The 19,621-nt window shown below is 61.3% G+C and carries 20 protein-coding genes, 4 tRNA genes and 1 riboswitch; of the genes, 12 read left to right on the top strand and 12 right to left on the bottom strand.

Annotated elements, in window-relative coordinates:
- Position 1: 1 nt before the first annotated feature.
- The 6 genes from AC2ETI_RS08065 to AC2ETI_RS08040 form a co-directional block, all read right to left on the bottom strand.
- Complete coding sequence (locus AC2ETI_RS08065; protein WP_483633760.1) at positions 2-1,081, bottom strand: LLM class flavin-dependent oxidoreductase; 1,080 nt, start codon at positions 1,079-1,081, stop codon at positions 2-4.
- A 4-nt stretch (positions 1,082-1,085) separates the two neighbouring features.
- A riboswitch (SAM riboswitch) is annotated at positions 1,086-1,181 on the bottom strand.
- 179 nt (positions 1,182-1,360) lie between these two features.
- Positions 1,361-2,989 carry an ABC transporter substrate-binding protein gene (locus AC2ETI_RS08060; protein WP_483633759.1) on the bottom strand — a complete coding sequence of 543 codons (1,629 nt, stop codon included), beginning with the start codon at positions 2,987-2,989 and terminating at the stop codon, positions 1,361-1,363.
- Between the two features lie 241 nt (positions 2,990-3,230).
- Positions 3,231-3,307 (bottom strand) — tRNA-Phe (locus AC2ETI_RS08055).
- A 70-nt stretch (positions 3,308-3,377) separates the two neighbouring features.
- Positions 3,378-3,451, bottom strand: a tRNA-Asp gene (locus tag AC2ETI_RS08050).
- A 135-nt stretch (positions 3,452-3,586) separates the two neighbouring features.
- Positions 3,587-3,659: transfer RNA gene (locus AC2ETI_RS08045), tRNA-Glu, on the bottom strand.
- Between the two features lie 111 nt (positions 3,660-3,770).
- Positions 3,771-4,424, bottom strand: a complete 654-nt coding sequence (locus AC2ETI_RS08040) for a TetR family transcriptional regulator (RefSeq protein ID WP_019745065.1) — start codon at positions 4,422-4,424, stop codon at positions 3,771-3,773.
- A gap of 405 nt (positions 4,425-4,829) precedes the next feature.
- Here AC2ETI_RS08040 and AC2ETI_RS08035 point away from each other — a divergent pair, with 405 nt between their 5' ends.
- From AC2ETI_RS08035 to AC2ETI_RS08025, 3 genes are all read left to right on the top strand, one after another.
- Positions 4,830-5,327 carry a MarR family winged helix-turn-helix transcriptional regulator gene (locus tag AC2ETI_RS08035; RefSeq protein WP_046379130.1) on the top strand — a complete coding sequence of 166 codons (498 nt, stop codon included), beginning with the start codon at positions 4,830-4,832 and terminating at the stop codon, positions 5,325-5,327.
- Positions 5,324-6,715 carry an MFS transporter gene (locus AC2ETI_RS08030; protein ID WP_069145692.1) on the top strand — a complete coding sequence of 464 codons (1,392 nt, stop codon included), beginning with the start codon at positions 5,324-5,326 and terminating at the stop codon, positions 6,713-6,715. The genes AC2ETI_RS08035 and AC2ETI_RS08030 overlap by 4 nt, the downstream gene beginning before the upstream one ends.
- A gap of 12 nt (positions 6,716-6,727) precedes the next feature.
- Positions 6,728-6,800: transfer RNA gene (locus tag AC2ETI_RS08025), tRNA-Lys, on the top strand.
- 88 nt (positions 6,801-6,888) lie between these two features.
- Here AC2ETI_RS08025 and AC2ETI_RS08020 read toward each other — a convergent pair.
- Together AC2ETI_RS08020 and AC2ETI_RS08015 are read right to left on the bottom strand one after the other, a co-directional pair.
- The gene (locus tag AC2ETI_RS08020) at positions 6,889-7,740 is read right to left on the bottom strand and encodes an alpha/beta fold hydrolase (RefSeq protein ID WP_134999847.1); all 852 of its coding nucleotides are present in this window, start codon (positions 7,738-7,740) and stop codon (positions 6,889-6,891) included.
- A gap of 62 nt (positions 7,741-7,802) precedes the next feature.
- The gene (locus AC2ETI_RS08015) at positions 7,803-8,069 is read right to left on the bottom strand and encodes a hypothetical protein (RefSeq protein WP_134771706.1); all 267 of its coding nucleotides are present in this window, start codon (positions 8,067-8,069) and stop codon (positions 7,803-7,805) included.
- Between the two features lie 425 nt (positions 8,070-8,494).
- Between AC2ETI_RS08015 and AC2ETI_RS08010 the strand changes: the two genes are divergently transcribed.
- Together AC2ETI_RS08010 and AC2ETI_RS08005 are read left to right on the top strand one after the other, a co-directional pair.
- A complete protein-coding gene (locus AC2ETI_RS08010) occupies positions 8,495-9,166 on the top strand; it encodes a hypothetical protein (RefSeq protein WP_046379179.1) in 672 nt (223 codons plus the stop codon).
- Positions 9,166-10,359, top strand: coding sequence for a PrsW family intramembrane metalloprotease (locus tag AC2ETI_RS08005; RefSeq protein WP_019745070.1), 1,194 nt, complete (start codon positions 9,166-9,168; stop codon positions 10,357-10,359). The genes AC2ETI_RS08010 and AC2ETI_RS08005 overlap by 1 nt, the downstream gene beginning before the upstream one ends.
- A gap of 94 nt (positions 10,360-10,453) precedes the next feature.
- Here the strand turns inward: AC2ETI_RS08005 and AC2ETI_RS08000 are convergent, their stop codons facing one another.
- Positions 10,454-10,996: a TetR/AcrR family transcriptional regulator gene (locus tag AC2ETI_RS08000; RefSeq protein WP_029256113.1), complete on the bottom strand. Its 543-nt coding sequence runs from the start codon at positions 10,994-10,996 to the stop codon at positions 10,454-10,456.
- Between the two features lie 120 nt (positions 10,997-11,116).
- On the opposite strand from AC2ETI_RS08000, the gene AC2ETI_RS07995 reads away from it, so the two are divergent.
- From AC2ETI_RS07995 to AC2ETI_RS07985, 3 genes are all read left to right on the top strand, one after another.
- Positions 11,117-11,590: a DUF4334 domain-containing protein gene (locus AC2ETI_RS07995; protein WP_019745072.1), complete on the top strand. Its 474-nt coding sequence runs from the start codon at positions 11,117-11,119 to the stop codon at positions 11,588-11,590.
- Between the two features lie 29 nt (positions 11,591-11,619).
- Entirely contained in the window at positions 11,620-12,708 is a 1,089-nt protein-coding gene (locus tag AC2ETI_RS07990) for an NAD(P)-dependent alcohol dehydrogenase (protein WP_483633844.1), read from the top strand.
- 84 nt (positions 12,709-12,792) lie between these two features.
- Positions 12,793-13,992: a low temperature requirement protein A gene (locus tag AC2ETI_RS07985; protein ID WP_483633758.1), complete on the top strand. Its 1,200-nt coding sequence runs from the start codon at positions 12,793-12,795 to the stop codon at positions 13,990-13,992.
- Between the two features lies 1 nt (position 13,993).
- Here the strand turns inward: AC2ETI_RS07985 and AC2ETI_RS07980 are convergent, their stop codons facing one another.
- Both AC2ETI_RS07980 and AC2ETI_RS07975 read right to left on the bottom strand, forming a co-directional pair.
- Positions 13,994-14,578, bottom strand: coding sequence for a hypothetical protein (locus AC2ETI_RS07980; RefSeq protein ID WP_020908915.1), 585 nt, complete (start codon positions 14,576-14,578; stop codon positions 13,994-13,996).
- A gap of 45 nt (positions 14,579-14,623) precedes the next feature.
- Positions 14,624-15,001 carry an MmcQ/YjbR family DNA-binding protein gene (locus AC2ETI_RS07975; RefSeq protein WP_007733864.1) on the bottom strand — a complete coding sequence of 126 codons (378 nt, stop codon included), beginning with the start codon at positions 14,999-15,001 and terminating at the stop codon, positions 14,624-14,626.
- A gap of 99 nt (positions 15,002-15,100) precedes the next feature.
- Between AC2ETI_RS07975 and AC2ETI_RS07970 the strand changes: the two genes are divergently transcribed.
- Positions 15,101-15,547 (top strand): hypothetical protein, encoded by a 447-nt coding sequence (locus AC2ETI_RS07970; RefSeq protein WP_020970602.1) that lies wholly within the window; start codon positions 15,101-15,103, stop codon positions 15,545-15,547.
- Positions 15,548-15,646: 99 nt separating this feature from the next.
- Positions 15,647-16,237, top strand: a complete 591-nt coding sequence (locus AC2ETI_RS07965; protein ID WP_483633757.1) for a DUF937 domain-containing protein — start codon at positions 15,647-15,649, stop codon at positions 16,235-16,237.
- Between the two features lie 55 nt (positions 16,238-16,292).
- On the opposite strand, the gene AC2ETI_RS07960 is transcribed toward AC2ETI_RS07965, so the two are convergent.
- Positions 16,293-17,510 carry an MFS transporter gene (locus AC2ETI_RS07960; RefSeq protein WP_069145687.1) on the bottom strand — a complete coding sequence of 406 codons (1,218 nt, stop codon included), beginning with the start codon at positions 17,508-17,510 and terminating at the stop codon, positions 16,293-16,295.
- Between the two features lie 114 nt (positions 17,511-17,624).
- Between AC2ETI_RS07960 and AC2ETI_RS07955 the strand changes: the two genes are divergently transcribed.
- Positions 17,625-18,500 carry a LysR family transcriptional regulator gene (locus tag AC2ETI_RS07955; RefSeq protein WP_021332119.1) on the top strand — a complete coding sequence of 292 codons (876 nt, stop codon included), beginning with the start codon at positions 17,625-17,627 and terminating at the stop codon, positions 18,498-18,500.
- Positions 18,501-18,631: 131 nt separating this feature from the next.
- On the top strand, positions 18,632-19,591 hold the full coding sequence (locus tag AC2ETI_RS07950; protein WP_003940492.1) for an acyl-ACP desaturase: 960 nt from the start codon (positions 18,632-18,634) through the stop codon (positions 19,589-19,591).
- The last annotated feature ends 30 nt before the right edge of the window (positions 19,592-19,621 follow it).

The raw sequence follows: 19,621 nt of genomic DNA, 5'->3' as shown, positions 1-19,621 counted from the left end.
GTCAGGAGGAGTGGACGAATCGATTTGCGGGCCGCTGCAGGCCGAGGTTGCCCCTCAGAGTCGATCCCGGAACCGGGCGTCGCGTCAACCCGGACTTCGACAGCGCCGGAAGCACGATTTTGGCCAGCACCGGAAGGTCCTCGTCGATCACGAGAGCGTGGAAATGAACACCGTCGAGGTGTCCGGCCAATTCCTTCAGAACCACGGCCGCTTCCCCCGGATCTGCAGCCAGGAGCAGTCGGCCAGTGACGACGGCATTCCCGTACGAGTTCAGCTCGATCAACCGCTGCGCCGCAGACAGATTCGGCGTATCGAATGCCACATCGACCTCGGCGACCACCAATGACGCGCCCTCATCGCGCGCCTTGGCAGCCGACTGTGCAATGGCCTCCACCGAATCACCGGAAACGAGAACAACATCGGCCTGGTGTGGTTCGATGGCGCCGTAGCGGCCGAACACCACCAACTGGCCTTGCGGCGGCCGCGGAACGATTGACGGCCCCTTCACCGAGAAGGTGTCGCCCTCGAAATTGACGTAATGCAGACGATCACGCTCGAGGAAACGCCCACTGAGATAGTCACGGACGACGGCGTCGTCCTCCCACGAATCCCAGAGATCTGTCACGACGGTAACCGAATCCCGCTGCTCCTGCTGACGCGCCGACTCCGTCGTTACCGGAGCCCTCCCCCACGCCCTCGCCGCGGCATCGTCTTCGACCGGAACAGCAAGCCAGCCGCCACGCCCACGCGAGGAGTAGTCCAATGTCGCCAATTGCGAAGAGGTGTGGAACGGTTCGGCGTACGTGGTCCCGACGACGGGGACCAGTCCGATCGTGCTGGTCGTCGCCGCCACGTATGACGCCCTGGAGACGGCATCGATGCGGCCGACAATGTCACCACTCGGAGGGAGGATGGAATCGTCGAACGTCGCGAAGGTGAAGCCCGCATTCTCGGCAGCCGCGACGCGATCGCGCACAGCCTTACCCGTGAGCAACTGATCCGGGCGATGTGAGCTTCGGCGCCAGGCAGCGGGGTGAGTGCCCTCGCCGTCCAGTTCGATACCCACGGCAAATACAGTCATGTGTCCTCCATCGGTCCTGGCGGTAGCACCCACACTGCGGTTAGGTAGCGGGTTGCTGCGGCATCATCGAGCCAGGTCTCTCAGCCACTCTGGATGGTGGATGCAATCTATGCGGGCGACGCTGAACAAGTCAAATCGCGCTTAGCGAATCATATTGACCTACAACATATTTCAATACAATCATCCTGATCGAAAGGGTTGCGCAACGCTAGCCGACGTAGACACGAAAGAGCCCCGCCCGACTCGCGTCGGACGGGGCTCTCGGTGTGCGCTGGAACGCTACTTCGCGCCCATCCATGCCTGATCGAACAGCATGATGCCGGTTGCAGTCGGAACCACACCGTGCACGTTCTTCTGCCAAGCCCAGAACGACGTGAGCCCGCCGATCGGCGCCGACGGAACCGTCTCGTTCCACAGCGTCTGAATCTTGCCGATGATCGCCAGGGTCGACGAATTATTCTTGGCTTGTTGTAGATCTGCGATCAGCTGATCCATCGCCGGGTTCGCATATCCAGCAGTATTCGCCATCGAGGTGCTGTTGGTCGTGGAGAACAATCCGAGATCGAGAATCGACTCGTACATTCCGATGCCCGCGTGCGCCAGGTCGAAATCGTGCTTGACGTAGACGTTCTGCACGATGTCGCCGGCGTTGTTGGCCAAGATCAAGTTCACCTCGAACCCGACGGCCTGCAACAGTGACTGCACGGCGAGGCCGATCGCGTGGTCCTTGGGCTCACTGAGCACGACGTAGTCGAGAGTGCCGTCGTATCCGTCTGCCTTCGCCTGATTCAGAAGTTCCTTGGCCTTTTCGGGGTCGTAGGCAATACCCGGTGTGTCCACGTGCCATTGCGACGTCGGACCGAACAACTCCGAGCCAGGCAGTCCCTCACCGTTTTCCACGCGCTGATCGATCAATGTCGTGTCCAGCGCGTAGCCGATAGCCTGGCGAACGCGAACATCCGAGCCCGGTCGGCCTTCACGATTGTTGACAATCTCGGCACTACCGGCGTTGAGCACGTCGATGTAACCGGGGTAACCAGCGGACTTGGCGGAATTGATCGCCGAAGTAAGGCCGCGAATGTAGGCAACATCGAGCTGACCACTGTTCAATGATTCGAGATTGGCCTGCGGACCGTTGAGTGCAACCATCCGCAGTTTGTCCAGCTTGGGAGCGCCGCCGTAGTAGGACGGGTTGGCCTTGAAGATTCGCTCGACGCTCGGCGTGAAGAGATCTTCGGTAAAGGGTCCGGCACCCACCGCGGTGAACTTGTCGCCTTGCTGCGAACTCGGGGCGACGATCATCCCGTGCCCGAGAGCGAGCATCGACGGAAAGCGCATCCACGGCGTCTTCAGCTTGAAGTCGACCGTCGTGGGGCCGCTTGCCTGCGCCGATTCCACCGAAGCCAGCCACAACTCGGCGCCATTGCCCTTGCCCGCGTTGTACCGATCGATGCTTGCAATCACGGCGTTGGCGTCGAGCGCGGAACCGTCGCTGAACTTCACACCGTCGCGAAGTTTCAACGTCCACGTGCTTCCGTCGTCGCTGGTATCGAGCGATTGAGCCAACTTGGGCTCGAACTCGCCGCTCGCAGTGTCGTAACTCATCAGGACGTCGTACACAGCAGCGAAGGCCTCACCGCCGGAACCGCCGCGCGCTGCCGTCTTGGTCGGGTCGAGTGAGGGAACGAGCACCTGCACGCCGTACGTCATGGTCCCGCCGGCGACCGCGTCGCCCGGGTCCGATTGCTCGTTGACCATGCCGGTCACGACGTCCCCCGACGTGTTCGTCGTATCGGTCCCGCTGTCGTCACCGTTGCTCGCGCAGCCCACCAACAGAACCCCGGTACCGAGCAACGCGACGGCGACCCGGCTGACTTTCCCGATGCGCCAAGATCTCGAGTGCGACACGGAGATTCCACCTCACTTCCAGTAGACGCAGCCACGGATCGGCCGCAATCGGCTAATAGTGATGTCCTCCGTGGAGTGACGCCCAGCACGTTCCCGGTGACCGGAAATATTCACGGAGACAAAGGACGCGCACAACTGAGATGATCGGGCCGAGTGGTTGACGGCGACTGACATCCGAACACGAAAAAGCTCCAACCTTATGTTCGAAGAACATGAGATTGGAGCTTGTCGATAAGAATTATGGTGGCCAGGGCCGGGATCGAACCGGCGACCTTCCGCTTTTCAGGCGGACGCTCGTACCAACTGAGCTACCTGGCCGGACGGCACCCGAACCGAATGCCTATCGCATTGCTTTGTTCTCAACCAATTGATTGAGAACAAAGCTTTGCGACCCTGACGGGACTCGAACCCGCGACCTCCGCCGTGACAGGGCGGCGCGCTAACCAACTGCGCCACAGGGCCTTGCTTTTTCCTTGCTGTGAAACCGTACTACATCTTCGAGCCGCTCCCAAACCACTGTCCTGGCCTGGCATTTGTGCATCTCAAAGCGTGTCGTGCGGATCAAACCATACTGCATCGTTTCGCTTTCGCAAAACGTACCCCCTACGGGATTCGAACCCGCGCTACCGCCTTGAAAGGGCGGCGTCCTAGGCCGCTAGACGAAGGGGGCCCGCCGGATCTCTCCGAACTAGTACCCCAACGGCGTTCCGTTGGGAGCTTGGATAGCTTATGGCACAGCGTTCGGAAATCACAAATCGCCTGGTCATGGGCGAAAAGTGGACTATTCCGCGTCGGGGAACTCCACTTGTGGCCAGCCGTCGCGATGAAACTTCTCCAACCACTCCGGTGTGGCCATGGCCTCGAGCACCACTTCGAGGGACTCCTCGAACCACACACCCAGATCGCCACTCGAGGCAATCAGGTCCGCCATGTACCGCTGGCCGGCAAGGCTCGCTGCCAGTACGCGCGTGAATTTCTCCGGGTCCACGTCTTCGCGGAGCAAACCGTCGTCCTTGGCGCGCAATGCCAACTCGTAGGCGGTCTTTCCCCAGACCTGCCCGCCACCAGATTGCACATCCTTGTAGAACTCCGGCTCGATGATCAGCCGGAATTCCGCCTGCACGATTACCTCGGTACGGAAGACCTCGGCAATGTCGAGCACGAGCCCGTGCAATGCGACGAATGGATCGAGGTCTGTTCTCTTGGCCCAACGATCAGTGATTCCAGTGAAGGTTTCGATAGCCGAGGTCAGAACCGCTCGCGCCAACTCTTCCTTGGACTGGAAATGGAAATACATGGCGCCTTTGGTGGCGCGGGAGCCCTCGAGGATCGTGTTCACCGACGCAGCTGCATAGCCGCGCTTGGCGAATTCGACTGCAGCCGCTTCGACCAGGGCGGCGCGGGTACGCCGCGCACGCTCTTGTTGACGTGCCATTTACGGTGTTGTGCCTCTCGCAGAGTTGGTACGCAGAATCGCCGTGATCGGCGCCTGTCATCCCCCGAAACCTCACAATATCCCCTCCAACACACCCTACGTAAGGACTAGAGCGATACCCGCCAAAAGTACTAGAGGCAATCGGCTGTTCGGGGGACAACAACCGACTTTATGCCCAAAAGACACCAAGTGGTATGGTTTTGGCCGCTCGGGTGTGCCACAGGGGGTGCGCATCCGAGCTTTTTCGTGTCCGAGATTCCGATAATCCGACCTCGCAGACGGAACTGCTTCGCCGACGGATGAACGGCAATCCCAAGATTTTAAACAACTAATGCGATTGTTTATTCCCCAGTTTTTGTCGAAACCGTGCTGGCAGCATCGAAATAACACAGTTAGACTGTCTAAATGAACGATGGCGAGGGTCGCAGCAAGGCTCGGGACGAGATCGACGTACTTTGGGACGATCTGGGTGCCTTCGTCCGGCGTCTCCGCACCAAACGCCACGACCACAAACTCACGCCGAGCCAGATCCAAGCTCTCGGCCACCTCGACCGACAAGGTCCGTTGACCGCAAAAGAGTTGGCGAAATTCGAGCGCGTCACACCGCAATCCATCGCCAAGACCGTGGCCGCGCTCGAGGAACAGGGCATGGTGACGCGAAGGGCGGATCCATCGGACGGCCGCGCGGCCCTGGTCACGATGACCGAACTAGGCACATCGACCCTTCACGAAGACCGAACGAAACGCACGCAGTGGCTGGCCGAGGTCATCGACGCCGAGTGCACCGAAGCCGAACGTGACTTGCTGCTGATCGCCGGCCGCATCCTGCGCACACTAGGCCAGGACGCTTCCCCGCCATCAGCATCGACACCGATATCAGAGGAGTCACTGATGAACCCGTGACCGCCGTCGCCGAAACGTCGACACCCCAAGCCTCCGTTCCCCTGAAACTGAGTCTTGCTCTCGGTTCGGGAACCGTCCTTCAGGCACTGAACTCGTCGATGATTGCGGTGGCAATCGTCCCGATCGCCACATACTTCGGTTCCAGTTCGGGCACAGCGTGGGTCATCTCGGCTCTCTACATCGCGACTGCAGTCACGGCACCGGCGGCGGGGCGACTCGGATCGATCCTCGGCGCCAAACGCGTCTATCTGGCGGGATTGGGTCTGATCGCTGCCGGATCGATCCTCGGCTCGCTCGCCCCGTCGCTGGGTTGGCTTATCGCGGCGCGGATTCTGCTCGGAATCGGCACGGCGACACAGTATCCGAATGCGATGACCGTCATCCGCGAATACGCTGACCGTCACCGGGCTCAAACCCGTTCAGCTATAGCAACACTCACCATTTGCGCTCAATCGGTCGTCGCGCTGGGGCCTACTCTCGGCGGGTTGCTGGTCGGCACACTCGGTTGGCAGTCGATCATGTGGGTGAACCTCCCGCTTGTCGTCGTCACTGCCATATGGGTCTTCTTCGCCGCTCCGAGCGACTCCGCCCTGCCCGACCGGGCCGGCGCCGCTGCGTTGTTCAAGTCACTCGACCCACTCGGTATCACGCTGTTTCTGGCCCTGACGACGTCGACGATGCTCTTCCTCCTGTCTCTCGCCGAGCACGCGAAGTGGTATCTCGTCCCGTCGACGGCCCTCTTCGCGTTCCTGTTCGTCTGGTGGGAACGTCGAACCGCCTCGGCGTTCATCGACGTCCGTGCCGTCGCCCGAAACCGCGCACTGAGCATGACTCTCGGCCGGACCCTGCTGACTTACACAGCGTTCTACTGCATCTTCTTCGGACTCCCCCAGTGGCTACAGGTAGCCCGCGGAATGTCACCGATCAGCGCCGGGCTCTTCATGCTGCCCGTCGCTGCGGTCGGGATCTTCGCGACCATGTCCGCGTCCAGGGTGTACGGGAAATTCGGCGCACGAATCACCCTCCTGATCGGCACCGCCGCGTTGGCTGTCGGCGGGATTCTGATCGCCTTTGTCGAATCCAGTTCGACTCCCCTTGTGGCACTCCTGCTGATAGCGGCGATCCTGGGCATCCCCAACGGCTTCAACAACATGGGAAACCAGAACCTGATCAACTCGGTGACCACCTCCGCCGACGTCGGGACCGCGATCGGCCTTTACCGAACAATCCAGTACATCGGCGCCAACCTTGCGGCCGTCGTCATCGAGCTGACCATGCGCGGAACCATCGACGACGCGGGTCTGCATCGCACGGGCGGGACCATCGCCGTCATCGGAATCGCCCTTCTGGTGGGGGTGGTGTTTTCACGGACTCTGCGGTCCCGTTAGACTCTGCGCCGCGCCCCTATAGCTCAGTTGGTAGAGCTACGGACTTTTAATCCGCAGGTCGTAGGTTCGAGTCCTACTGGGGGCACAAACACAGACCCGGCGCCTCATTCAGAGGCGCCGGGTCTTGTGCGTTCATGCCACATCAATTCGTGCCACATCAATGCATCAGCAGGTCATCGAAGCAGGAACTCGAGGGTCACGCGCTCGAATGCCTCCTTGGCTTCGATCATCACCCAGTGCCCGCAGTTCGGGAATACATGCAGTTCGGCGTTCGGAATCAGTCGCATCGGAATCATCGGCATGTCCGGTGGACACTGCCTGTCGTCGAGCCCCCATGTCAGCAAGGTCGGGCATTGCACCTTGTGCATCATCGACCAGTACGGCGGCACATCCGAGTTGGACATCATCTGCTGCTGAGCGGCAAAGGCTTTGGATCCGTACATCGCGGTCAATGCCTGGTGCGAGGCCGGATCGTTGGCCGTTTCCCATCGTTCCTCGATCCGCGCCTCGGTGACGACAGTCTTGTCGTACACCATGCATTCGAGCCATCGAACCAACTTCTCACGGCTGGGAGCGTCGGCGAAGTCCTGCAGGAGACGGGTACCTTCACTTGGGTTCTGACTGAAGATGTTCGGGCCGACGCCACCGATGGTGACCAGCCTGCAGACACGCTCCGGGAACCTCATCGCGACGTTGACGCCGACTACCCCACCCATCGAATTGCCGATCATCGCAGCCGATTCGATTCCCAGCGCGTCCATGAATCGGATCACCGACGACGCTGCCGTGATCACCGGATGGCCGTCGACGGGATCGCTCACGCCGAAACCCGGGAACTCGAGGATGTAGCAGTGGAAATGCTTCGCGAATACCTCGAGGTTCCCCCGATAGTTCCGCCAACCACTCACACCGATCCCTGAGCCGTGCAACAGGATCAACGGCGGACCATCGCCCGCCTCGTGAAAGCGCAAAGTCCCCTTGTCGGTAGCGACTTCGCGTTTGGTCCCCTCATAGGTCACGTCCATCACGCAAGATTAGAACGTGTTACAGATTCAGGACGGCTGATTGCGGAACTTCGCAACCACCGTCAGAAGCATCCCCCGCTACCTCGACGCCCACTGCGATTCGTGGACTTCTGCTCGCTCGGTTTCGACTTCCCCGGCCCAGCCTTCACACACCGGTTGGGGCGCCGCACTTGCTCGAAGTGTCCGGCGCTCACAACATGACCGGCCACACTCACCCGGACAGACGTGTCTGCGCGGGCGGTTCCGACTTCCCCCGAACCCAACGTCAACGCGAATGCAGCCACCAGCACCAGGGCTACCTTCTTCGAGATCTTCATTGGCACGGCCACTGAGACACGGTTCCACTCCAGATACTGAACAGGTGCGCGCGTCTAAGGAACACGCTGAGTGTCGACGATATTCAGTACGGGTGGCCGGCCGCGATCCTTTAGCTCACCAGTATCTGAACAGTCGACAACAAAAGTTTGGGCGGCACGTCAACATCCCGAGGGCGTCAACGAGCCAACGACCAAGCTACGCACCAATACTGAGAATCACGTAAACATCGTGCAGACGCCGGGGCCGGCGCCTTTCGAAACTCCCCCAAGGCGATGTCCAGGTTCACGTCCTGCCTGAATCGTTCTGTTTGGTACTTTTACCCCCTGAGTCGCACTCCTCAGATTCGCTGTCGACCCAGCACAAACGGCGTGCAGTACAAATCGGATACTGCGGCCCGCGAACGCCTTACCAAGCACTCACGAAAGCCCGGGCAAACATGACCGAAACGGAAACCACAGTGCGGGACGACCCGCCGCGGACGCCATTCGAACCCGAGGATCGCTGGGTTCCCGTCGACCGTAGATGGTTCGGCCTGGACCGAGCGACCATCATCCCGGCAGCGATAGTGCTGGCCGTTGCGATAGTCATGAGCATCCTCATCCCGGCCGTCAACAACTCTGTCGCCTACGACGACGAAGTCGTGGCCGGGGATGTCATGGAACTCAAAGACGGCATCACCTTCGTTCCCGCCGTCGGCTGGGGAATCACAGACGGGGTCCGCGAAACTGATGCTCCCGTCTCCGGTTCGTTCCCGCAGCGCGCAACTCTGGTGAACAGCGGTGCACTGTTCACCGTCTACACGGCACCCTTCGCCGGTGACGCGAACGCTCTACTCGAACAGATCAAGAAGACCTCGGACGCCCTGGCAACAGCAGAGTCTTTGCGCGTCAGCGGCGACTCTTCCTCGATCACCACGGCGAGCGGCATTCGTGGTGTCATCACCAGCTACTCGAACTCGACTGCCGACGGCGTGATCGCAGCATTTGTCGTCGACGGAAAAGGCATCGAAGTTGTCTCCACCGGGCCGAGCGATGTGGCTCCGACCATCACGGACGACATTGCTCACATGATCGTGAGCATCAGCCACCGAGCCGGAGAGGGTTCCTGATGAGCACTCCCACAACACAACCCGCAAACGATCTCCTCACCCGCGCCGGTGCGATCGAGAACTCCGGTTGGGGTAGGTCGTTCACGTTCTACCAGCCGCGCAACGCCGCTTTCTGGGTTTACCTCGCTTTGGTGGTGAGCGGCGCCTTCAAATTCTTCTCGCTGCTGTCGTCGTCCGCCGGCGCTTACGGAGAAGCCATCGCGCTTTCGCTGGTGCTGTTCGGTGTGTACGGCGCCATCTTCTGGTGGTTCACGCAGCACATCGACAGGTACGCGCGCCAACCGGTCAAACTGATCGTCGTTGCGTTCCTGTGGGGCAGCTTCGCCGCTACATGGGTGATGGCCGCAAACGCCAACGACGCCATCTTGTCCTTGTACGCCAAGACATTCGGACAGGCGTGGGCATCGGACTGGGGCCCCGGCCTGACAGCTCCGTTCACCGAAGAAATCGCCAAGGGCATCGGGTTGCTCCTGCTCATCGCACTGGCATCTCGATTGGTGCGCACCGCATTCGACGGATTCATCCTCGGCGCCTTCATCGGACTCGGCTTCCAGATCTTCGAAGACGTTCTGTACGCCTTGAACTCGGCCGCGTCGCAGTTCGGAGCCGATCCGGTCGGCGCTGCGATGCCGACGATCATCCTCCGCATGGTATTCGGAGTGGCCGCACACACTCTGTACAGTGCGATCTTCGGTGCCGGACTCGTCTATCTACTGGGACGGCCGGCGGAACCGCGTCGTGTGGGGCGCGGACTCGCGCTGATGGCGACCGCGATGCTGCTCCACGGCCTGTGGGATTCCGCCGGTGCCTTGACACAAGGCAAGAATGCACTCCTCTTTCCGCTCTTCTTTGTCATGGTCGCCGCTGCATTGACCCTCGTGGTCCGCGTGTTTCGAATGACGGTTCCACGTGAACGCCAGTTCCTGAGCGACATCCTGGCACCGGAAGTCGACCGTGGTGTCATCACGGACGAAGAATTCGTCGCTCTGTGCGGCGACCACAAGGCACGCAGGGCTTTCCGCAAATCTGCAGGCGGACACGCGGCCCGTAAACGCGCCGAATACGTCCTCGAAGCCGCGGCAGACCTCGCCGACGCTCTGGCAGACTCCCACGGAACCAACACCGGCCGAGTCGAATTCGCTCGATCCGAGGTAAGTCGTATCAGGAGTGGTCAGCCGTCGGTCAAGCTCTGACCCGCTCCGAACTGGAATTCAACGCCGCGTCCCCTCGTGCGAGAGCACAAGGGAACGCGGCGTTGGCCATTGATCACGTTGCACATCCGGTTCGTCACGTCGCGATCAACCGCTGAACCGCCCCGACCGCAGCCTCGCGACGCTGAGCGACGGGACGGGACGACTTGAGCGCGAACATCCGGGCGATGTCGGTGATCAACAGAATCAACTCCGCGGGATTCCACTCGGGGTCGATGTGTCCCTCGAGTTGACCTTTGCGAATCTCGGCTACCTTCGGCCGGAACGTCTTGCTTCGTATGTCGTCCTCGCTCATGACGTCCGGTGCTTCGAGATCCGCCCATTGCTGCAATCGAGCGTTCTCGGGATGCGCTACGTAGTTGTCGAAGAGTCGACCTGCATACCCCGGCAGATCATCACCTCGTAGCGCTGTCTCCGCTGTGGTTTCGGACGTCCATTGCTCAGTGACGGCAGAAAACAACTCTTCCTTGCTCGCGAAGTACGCGTAGAGACGGTCCTTGCTGGCACGCGCTTGCGCGGCGATCCGATTGATCCGCGCGCCGGCCAGGCCGTACGTCGCAAATTCGTCCTTTGCGGCCGCCAGAATGCGGTCTCTCGTGGCTTCCCCTGCTGAGCGCATGTTCACAGCCTAGAACGAATCGACCGTTGCCGAACCATCCGGTTCGGCGTAGCGTGCAGAGTTGACGAACAATTTGGTTCGCGAACTTCGGCCAACTCACCCGCCGACGCAAGGAGAGACATGAATCTCGATGACGCTCGAACCGCATTCACCCGGCTCCGTGGATCGGAAAGTGGTGTTTCACCAGCAGAACTCGACGAAGTGTGGGCCGCGCTGGAAACCGTTGCCGCCGAAGAAATCCTCGGCGAATGGAAGGGCGACGACTTCGCCACCGGTCATCGTCTGCACGAAAAACTGTTCGCGAGCCGCTGGTACGGCAAGACTTTCAATTCCGTCGAGGATGCCAAGCCGTTGATCTGCCGAGACGAAGACGGCAACCTCTACTCCGACGTCAAGAGCGGCAATGGCGAGGCAAGTCTGTGGAACATCGAGTTTCGTGGCGAAGTCACGGCGACGATGGTCTACGACGGCGCGCCGATCTTCGACCACTTCAAGAAAGTCGACGATTCGACGCTCATGGGCATCATGAACGGCAAATCGGCGTTGGTTCTCGACGGCGGACAGCACTACTACTTCCTGCTCGAGCGAGCGTGATTCGCGCCGAACAGAATTCGACGTCCGCCATGCAGATGACAGCGGCGCTCTCACACGGCCCGCACTCCCCCTTCACACTCGACACCGTCGAGATCGACCAACCCCGCGCAGACGAGATCCTGGTTCGCATCGTCGCGACAGGCCTGTGCCACACGGATCTGTTCACGAAGACGGTGCTACCGGAAAAGCTCGGGCCCTGCGTGTTCGGACACGAAGGCGCCGGCGTCGTGCAAGCCGTTGGCTCGTCGATCGACAACATCGCGGCTGGTGATCACGTATTGCTGAGCTACCGCAGTTGCGGTGTATGCAGGCAATGCCTCAGCGGCCATCGGGCGTACTGCGAAAGCTCACACGGGCTCAACAGCTCTGGCGCACGCACCGACGGCTCGACGCCGGTCCGGCGAAACGGAACTCCGATACGGTCCGCATTCTTCGGCCAGTCCAGCTTCGCGGAATACGTCATCGCCTCTGCCGACAACACCGTCGTCGTCGATCCTGCGGTGGACCTGACCGTCGCGGCTCCGCTCGGCTGCGGGTTTCAAACCGGCGCGGGTGCCGTGCTGAATCTACTTCGCCCCGAGCCCGACTCGACGTTTGCCGTTTTCGGGGCAGGCAGCGTCGGACTCGCAGCGCTGCTGGCGGCGAGGGCTGCCGGCGTTTCCACCCTGGTCGCCGTGGACCCCGTTGCGCAGCGGCGCGAACTCGCCGAGGAATTCGGCGCCGTCACTGTCGATCCCTCGAATGAAGATGCGCTCGACGCGGTCCGCGCCGCCACCGACGGAGGTTCGACGCATTCCCTCGACACCACCGGAATCGGCTCCGTGATCAATCAAGCCGTCACATCACTTCGAGCACGGGGAACACTGGCGGTAGTCGGACTCGGAGCATCCACGGTCGAGGTGAACATGGCCGACATCATGCTGAGCGGAAAGACAATTCGAGGATGCATCGAAGGAGAGTCGGAAGTCTCGACGTTCATCCCCGAACTCGTCGAACTCTTCACTGGTGGCCGGTTTCCGATCGACCGCTTGGTGACGCGCTACGCCTTCTCCGACATCAACAAAGCCGTCGAAGATCAAGCGTCGGGGCGCGTCATCAAACCCGTTCTCGTGTGGTGAGGGGCGAAATGTCTCATTCGTCGACCCGACGGAATTCGCCCTAGACTGCGCTCCTGCACTAGACGTCGGAGCAAGGTGGGGACGATGACAGAACACACCAGTACAGGCGCGGGCCACGGCCGGGCCGTTATGCCGATCATCCGGATGCGCGCACGCAGCCGCGACGAGAACCATCGCGCATCGACGCCACTCGAACTGTTCTTCGACCTGTGTTTCGTGGTTGCGGCCGCACAGGCCGGAGTTCAACTGGTGCATGCTGTTGCCGAGGGCCACTACGTCGACGGCATCGCCGGTTATATGTTCGTCTTCTTCGCGCTGTGGTGGGCGTGGGTGAACTTCACCTGGTTCGCGTCTGCCTACGACACGGACGACGTCCCCTACCGGGTCGCGACCTTCGTACAGATTTGTGGCGTGCTCGTCTTCGCCGCCGGAATCCCCGACGCATTCGACGGAACCGACCGTACGACGGCCATCGTCGGCTACCTCATCATGCGAATTGCGCTCACCTGCCAATGGCTTCGAGCCGCCAGCGGTGAATCCGGTGCAGCGCGAACCACTGCTCTGCAATACGCCGCCGGGCTCGTGATCGTCCAGGCCGGCTGGATCGTGCTGCTCCTGATGCCGGCGTCGGCGTGGATTCCGGGCTTCTTCGTTCTCATGATCGCCGAACTCGCGGTGCCGGCAATCGCCGAGCGCAACCACCAGACGCCGTGGCACCCGCAACACATCGCCGAACGCTACGGCCTCTTCACCATCATCATGCTCGGCGAAACCATTGCTGCCGCCACCATCGCGGTCCAATCCGGCATTCGTGATTTCGACGCCGCCGACCTATTGATTCCGATTGCTGTCGGCGGAGTTCTGATCGTGTTCTCTGCGTTGTGGATCTACTTCGCCGTCCCGATCCACGAGTACCTCGCAGACCAGGGCAATCGCGCCGTCCTGTTGTGGGGATACGGGCACTACTTCGTATTCGGATCCGCTGCGGCCATCGGCGTCGGCATCGAAGTAGCCGTCGAGGAAGCAGTTGGCGAGGCGCACATTTCGACGTTCGCAGCATCTGCCGCGGTCACGATCCCCGCCGCGATGTTCCTGATCTTCGTGTGGCTCATGCACTCACGACACTTCAAGCGTGACAGGATCGAGCAGGCTGTTCTACCGGTGAGCGCAATCCTGGTTCTCGCCTGCACATTTGCCGGACACTGGGCGGTCCCGCTCGCCGGACTGGTGGCGGCGGGAACCGTCGGAGTCGGTGTCGGCCTGAGTACTCGGTCGAAGAGCTGACTCAGATTTCCGGGGCTGGAGCCTCGCCCTTACTCTGCGGCTCGTGTTGCTTGAGCTCACCGCGCATCTTGTCGAGATCCTTGCCACGCTTTTTGTACATATAACCGAGCGCAACAAGACCCAGGAACAACGCAACGCCCAGGACTGCACCGACAACGGAGGCTCCGCGGAAACCGGGGCCGTCGACGTCGAGGATCCGCTCGCCCGCATGCGCTGCATTGTTGTTGCCGAGAACAACTGTCAGAGAGAGCAGATTCGGCAGCGCGAAGATCACACCCAACGCGAGAGCCGTGATCTGGATGATTCGAGCATGCTTGCGCTTGCGCACCTGCCAGACCGCTCGGAAGAAGATGAGCGGGACCAGGGTGCAGACGAGACCGAACAGCAGTCCCCACGCGATTCCGGCGCTGAAGCTGCCGTTCGCCAACGACGCAATTCGCTGCGCCCACCAACGCGGAAGGAAGGCGGCAAGGATGAAGTAAGCGATGACCAGGACCACCGCCATCACTGCGATCCCGATGGCCTTCTTCGCCCACGGCGGCATGCCCGGTTTTGCGGTGGCCGGTGAAGTTTCCGGTGTCGTCATGACAAATCCTCGTCTAGTCGGCGTCTGTACTGACGAATCTATCCGTTACGGGCGTTCCTCATCCGCATCGAGAACGATCCGGGCAAGCCGCTTCGGAGCAACGAGGGTGAACGAGGTGTAGATCCATTCCTCCAGTTGCGACCATTTCTCCTCGGAAACGTCGGTGCCGATGTCGAGCGCAACCCACCCGTGGCGACCGAGACCGTAGCCGGCAGCGCTTGCGCCTGGTTCGGTGGCCACCACCGCTTCGGCTTCCTCCTTGCTCAACTTGACGGTCAAGGAGGTGGCTTCGACGTTGCAGAACACGAAGTTCTTGCCGCGGACCCGGAAGGTCGGGTGGCCGTCCCACGCTTCGATGTCGACGCGCTCTGCCTCCGGCAGGGACAACGAGATCTCTTCGAGTCGACGCATGTTGTCGGGCATGGAGACGATTCTGCACGCTCGATACCGCGCTTGACACCCGCGACACAGCTAGGCTCGGCGACGACCGCGTTACCGAACTCCGAACACAGGGAGAGTGGCATGCGCACGTTAGTTCATCTGGTTCTGCTCATTTGTGGAATCGCCGTTGCCGTCGGCTCGTTCATGTACGTACTGGCCGGGGTCAAACCCAACAACGTTCGCCTCGAGGACCTGCGGGACGGTTTTCCGGCCGGGTGGGCAATCGAGCAACTCGGCGATCAGTCCGTGACCTTCTACCGTTCGATGGCGATACTTCTGCTCGCTGCAGCCGTATTGATTCTGATCGCCGCTTTGTTCGGTTCTCGTATTTCAGCGTGGATCGGAATCATCGTGGGATTGGGAACTCTGGGCACGTTCTACTACCGAGTGAACGATCAATTCGACAATGTCATCAGGGAAAACTACTCCACGATCCTGACAAATCAGACAGGATTCATCTTGACGGCCGGCGGACTGATTCTCGCTCTCCTAGCGTGTCTGGTCCCCCGCGAGAAGACCCGAGCCTGACCGCTCGGCAACCGGAGGGTTACCGTCGACGCCGACATTCACTAGTGTCTGCAACAGCCGGGTACTGACGAGTAGTACCCCAGAAGAGGTAGGGCATCAATGGCATCGCTTGACGACCTTCTATCCCAGATCCCCATCGACCAGATCGCGCAGCAACTCGGCGTGGACCAGGCAACTGCCGAATCGGCGGTCAAGACTGCACTTCCGACCCTCGTCGGTGGCCTCGGCGCCAACGCTCAGGATCCCGCAGGCGCAGTCTCACTCGAAAGTGCGCTGCAGTCGCACGCTGACACCAGCCTTCTCGACGACGGCGTCGACATCAGCAAAGTCGACACCGCTGACGGTCAGAAGATCGTCTCGAACATCTTCGGCGGCAACACCGATCAGGTCGCCAGCGCACTGGGCGGTGTCGGTGGCGGCGGTGGAAACGATCTGGTGAAGCAGTTGCTGCCGATCCTCGCTCCCATCGTCCTGGCCTACCTCGCCAAGCAGTTCACCGGTGGCGGCGCCGGCGCGCAGAGCCAGGCCTCCGGTGGCGGCGGGCTCGGGGATCTCCTCGGCGGAATTCTCGGCGGCGGCGGCAATTCCGGCGGCGGCATCGGCGGCGCACTCGGCGGCATCCTGGGTGGATCCGGTGGCGGCGGCCTCGGAGACCTGCTCGGCGGCCTCCTCGGCGGCGGCAAGAAGTAAAACGCTAGACAGAACGCACGCGGCGATCCCGTTCGGGGTCGCCGCAGTGCTCTGTTCAGTCAACCGTCGAAGATCGAAACATCCTCAGCGACAATGCAAACGCAACCAACAGCAGCGCGCCCACAAAGGCACTGACCCCACCCCAACCGCCGCCCGCGTACGCGAGACCAGCGAGGGCGCCCGCCACGGACGAACCCGCGTAATAGGCAAACAGATACAACGCCGACGCCTCGGCCCGGTGATCGGTCGCGATCAGCCCCACCCAACCGCTGGCCACCGAATGTGCCGCGAAGAATCCTCCGGTGAAGAGCAGCATCCCCACGAGAGTCAACGCCAGATTGTCCGGAACGGTCAGTGCCAGACCGATACCGATGACAACAACCGAGCCGAGCAGAACACTGCGCCTACCCAGCCGGTCCGAGGCCCCGCCGGCTACCGCTGAGGTGAAAGTTCCGGCGAGGTAGAAGAGAAAGACCAGGCCGACAAGTGCTTCAGGAAGTCCGAAAGGAGCTGCCGTGAGCCGAAACCCGAGGAAGTTGTAGATCGAGACGAATCCGCCCATGAGGATGAACCCCAAGGCGAAAAGCGTGCGCAGCGACGGGTTCGCAAGGTGGCGTCGTAGATTCGATGCGATCGCACGCACCGACACCGGCTGCGGGCGAAAGAACTTCGACGCGGGGAGCTTCCGGATCATGTTGAGCGCGAACAACGCTGACAGCAAGGCCGCAGTCACCAATGCCCAGCGCCACGTACTGAAATCGACGACGGCCGACGGAACCAGCCGTCCGATCAGCCCACCGATCGTCGTGCCGGCTACGTACCTTCCCATCGCTGCACCGAGGTCCTTCCGATCGACCTCCTCGGCCAGATAGGCCATCGCCACCGCCGGGACCCCCGCCAGAGCCAAGCCTTGCGCCGCGCGTCCGATCAGCAGAACCTCGATCGTCGGACTGAGTGGCAGAAGCAAACCGATCACACAGGATGCCGACGCCGACGCGATCATCACCCGTGTGCGACCGAACCGCTCGGAGAGCGCACTGGCCGGGATGATCGCCAACGCCAACATGCCCGTCGTCGCCGAGACCGAAAGTGCAGACACCGCGGGCGAGACGTCGAAGCCTTCGGCGAACGCAGGCAGCAATGCCTGTGCCGCGTACATCGAGATGAATGTCGACAGCCCGGCCGCGAACAGCGCAACGGTCACCGTGCGATACCCCGATGTTCCGCGGCGAAGCGGCACCACTTCGGATTCGATCACATTCTCGACAGTCACCACATACCTCCAGGCATCACTTACCTCCGGTAAGAATCCTCCCGCCGCGCTTCGACAAAAGAAAATGCATAAACTTGGAGTTCTATATGCGTCATAGGTATATAGATTGGGTTCGTGATGCTGACCGAAGACCTCGAATGGTTTGTCGTTCTCGCCGAAACCCAACAGGTGACCGCTACCGCGGATCTGACTCACCTGTCGCAGCCGACGCTCTCGCGCAAACTCGCACGCCTCGAACGACAGATCGGAGTGACGCTCTTCGACCGTCAGGGACGCCGGCTCGAACTGAACCGGTACGGCGAGATCCTCTACCGACACGCTCGCACCGCTCTTCACTCACTCGACGCGGCGCAGAGCGAAATCCAGTCGCTGGCGAGCCCCGAAAGCGGCACGGTCCGGCTCGACTTCCTCCACTCGTTCGGCACCTGGTTGGTGCCGCACATGCTGCGCGGATACCGCGTCGAGCATCCCGGAGTGCGATTCGAACTGCATCAGGACAGTGCGCAGTTCCTGGTCGACAGAATTGCCGCCGGCACGTCCGACCTGGCCGTCGTCTCGCCGCAGCCGCGTGATCCGCAGGTGGCATGGATGCAGATCGCCCAGCAGTCACTGGCATTGGCTGTTCCGGCTGATCATCGCTTTGCGAAGTTGCATTCGGTCGAGCTTGCGGACGCGGCCGACGAACCGTTCATCGGTATGCATCCGAACTTCGGGATGCGAAGAATTCTCGATGAACTGTGCGCGGCCGCAGGATTCACTCCGAATTTCGTCTTCGAGAGCAGCGAGCTGGCAACGGTCGGCGGACTGGTCTCCGCGTCCTTCGGTGTCTCGGTCATGCCGGTGCAGGATCCACCGATCTGGGCCGAAGGAGTCGTCTACGTACCGATCGAAGGAGCACAGCGAAAAATAGGGCTGATCTGGTCGAAGAGCCGCGAGCTGTCCGATCCCGCCCGGACGTTCCGCGACTACGTCGAAAGAACGACTTGGTAGTGAAAGTGCCCCCGGATAACTACGGATCGGTAACATCCCTCGAGGGGAGCAATTTTCATGCCATTCTTTTCAAACCTACGGTGCCGTAGGCTGGGGCGAAGTCGCGCATTCACTCAACATGGAGGCAAGAAATGACGAGGATTCTGACGCAGCTGGAGCTGCTACAAGAGCTGCAGCCGGTTGCCGAGGAGAACGTCAACCGCCACATCTCCATGGCCAAGGAATGGCATCCACACGACTACGTTCCGTGGGACGAGGGCCGTAACTTCGCAGCCATGGGCGGCGAAGACTGGAGTCTCGAGCAGTCACAGCTCGGCGAGGTAGCTCGCGCCGCGATGATCACCAACCTGCTCACCGAGGACAACCTGCCCTCGTACCACCGCGAGATCGCCGAGAACTTTTCGCAGGACGGCGCCTGGGGAACGTGGGTCGGCCGGTGGACCGCCGAGGAGAACCGTCACGGCATCGTGATGCGTGACTACCTCGTCGTCACTCGCGCAGTCGACCCCGTCGAGCTCGAGCGCTTCCGCATGGAACACATGACAAACGGTTACAGCGCACCCATCGACGAGGGCGACGCCGGCCTGCTGCACTCGGTCGCCTACGTGACCTTCCAGGAACTCGCGACGCGCGTCAGCCACCGCAACACCGGCAAGGCTTGCGACGAGCCGATTGCCGACAAGATGCTTCAGCGCATCGCCGCTGATGAGAACCTGCACATGATCTTCTACCGCAACATTTGCGCCGCCGCGCTCGATCTTGCTCCCGATCAGGCTCTCAAGGCTGTGGCGAACATCGTCCAGAACTTCCAGATGCCGGGCGCCGGCATGCCGAACTTCCGTCGTAACGGCGCTCTCATGGCCAAGCACGGCATCTACGACCTTCGCCAGCACCTCGACGAGGTCGTCTGGCCCGTCTTGCGCAAGTGGAACATCTTCGAGCGCAACGATTTCAGTGCCGAAGGCGAGAACACGCGCGAAGAGTTGGCGGCCTTCCTCGAGACCCTCGCCGCCAACGCGACGAAGTTCGAGGAACAGCGCGATCGCATGCTCGCACGCGAAGCCGCCAAGCGCGAACAGCAGGCTTCTTAGTTTCACCAGCTATTCTGTGCCCGGTACCGG

It is taken from the genome of Rhodococcus sp. MurmanLake-1, assembly GCF_056945715.1.
The sequence above is the reverse complement of the archived record's forward strand: the minus strand, read 5'-3'. Positions and strand labels throughout refer to the sequence as shown.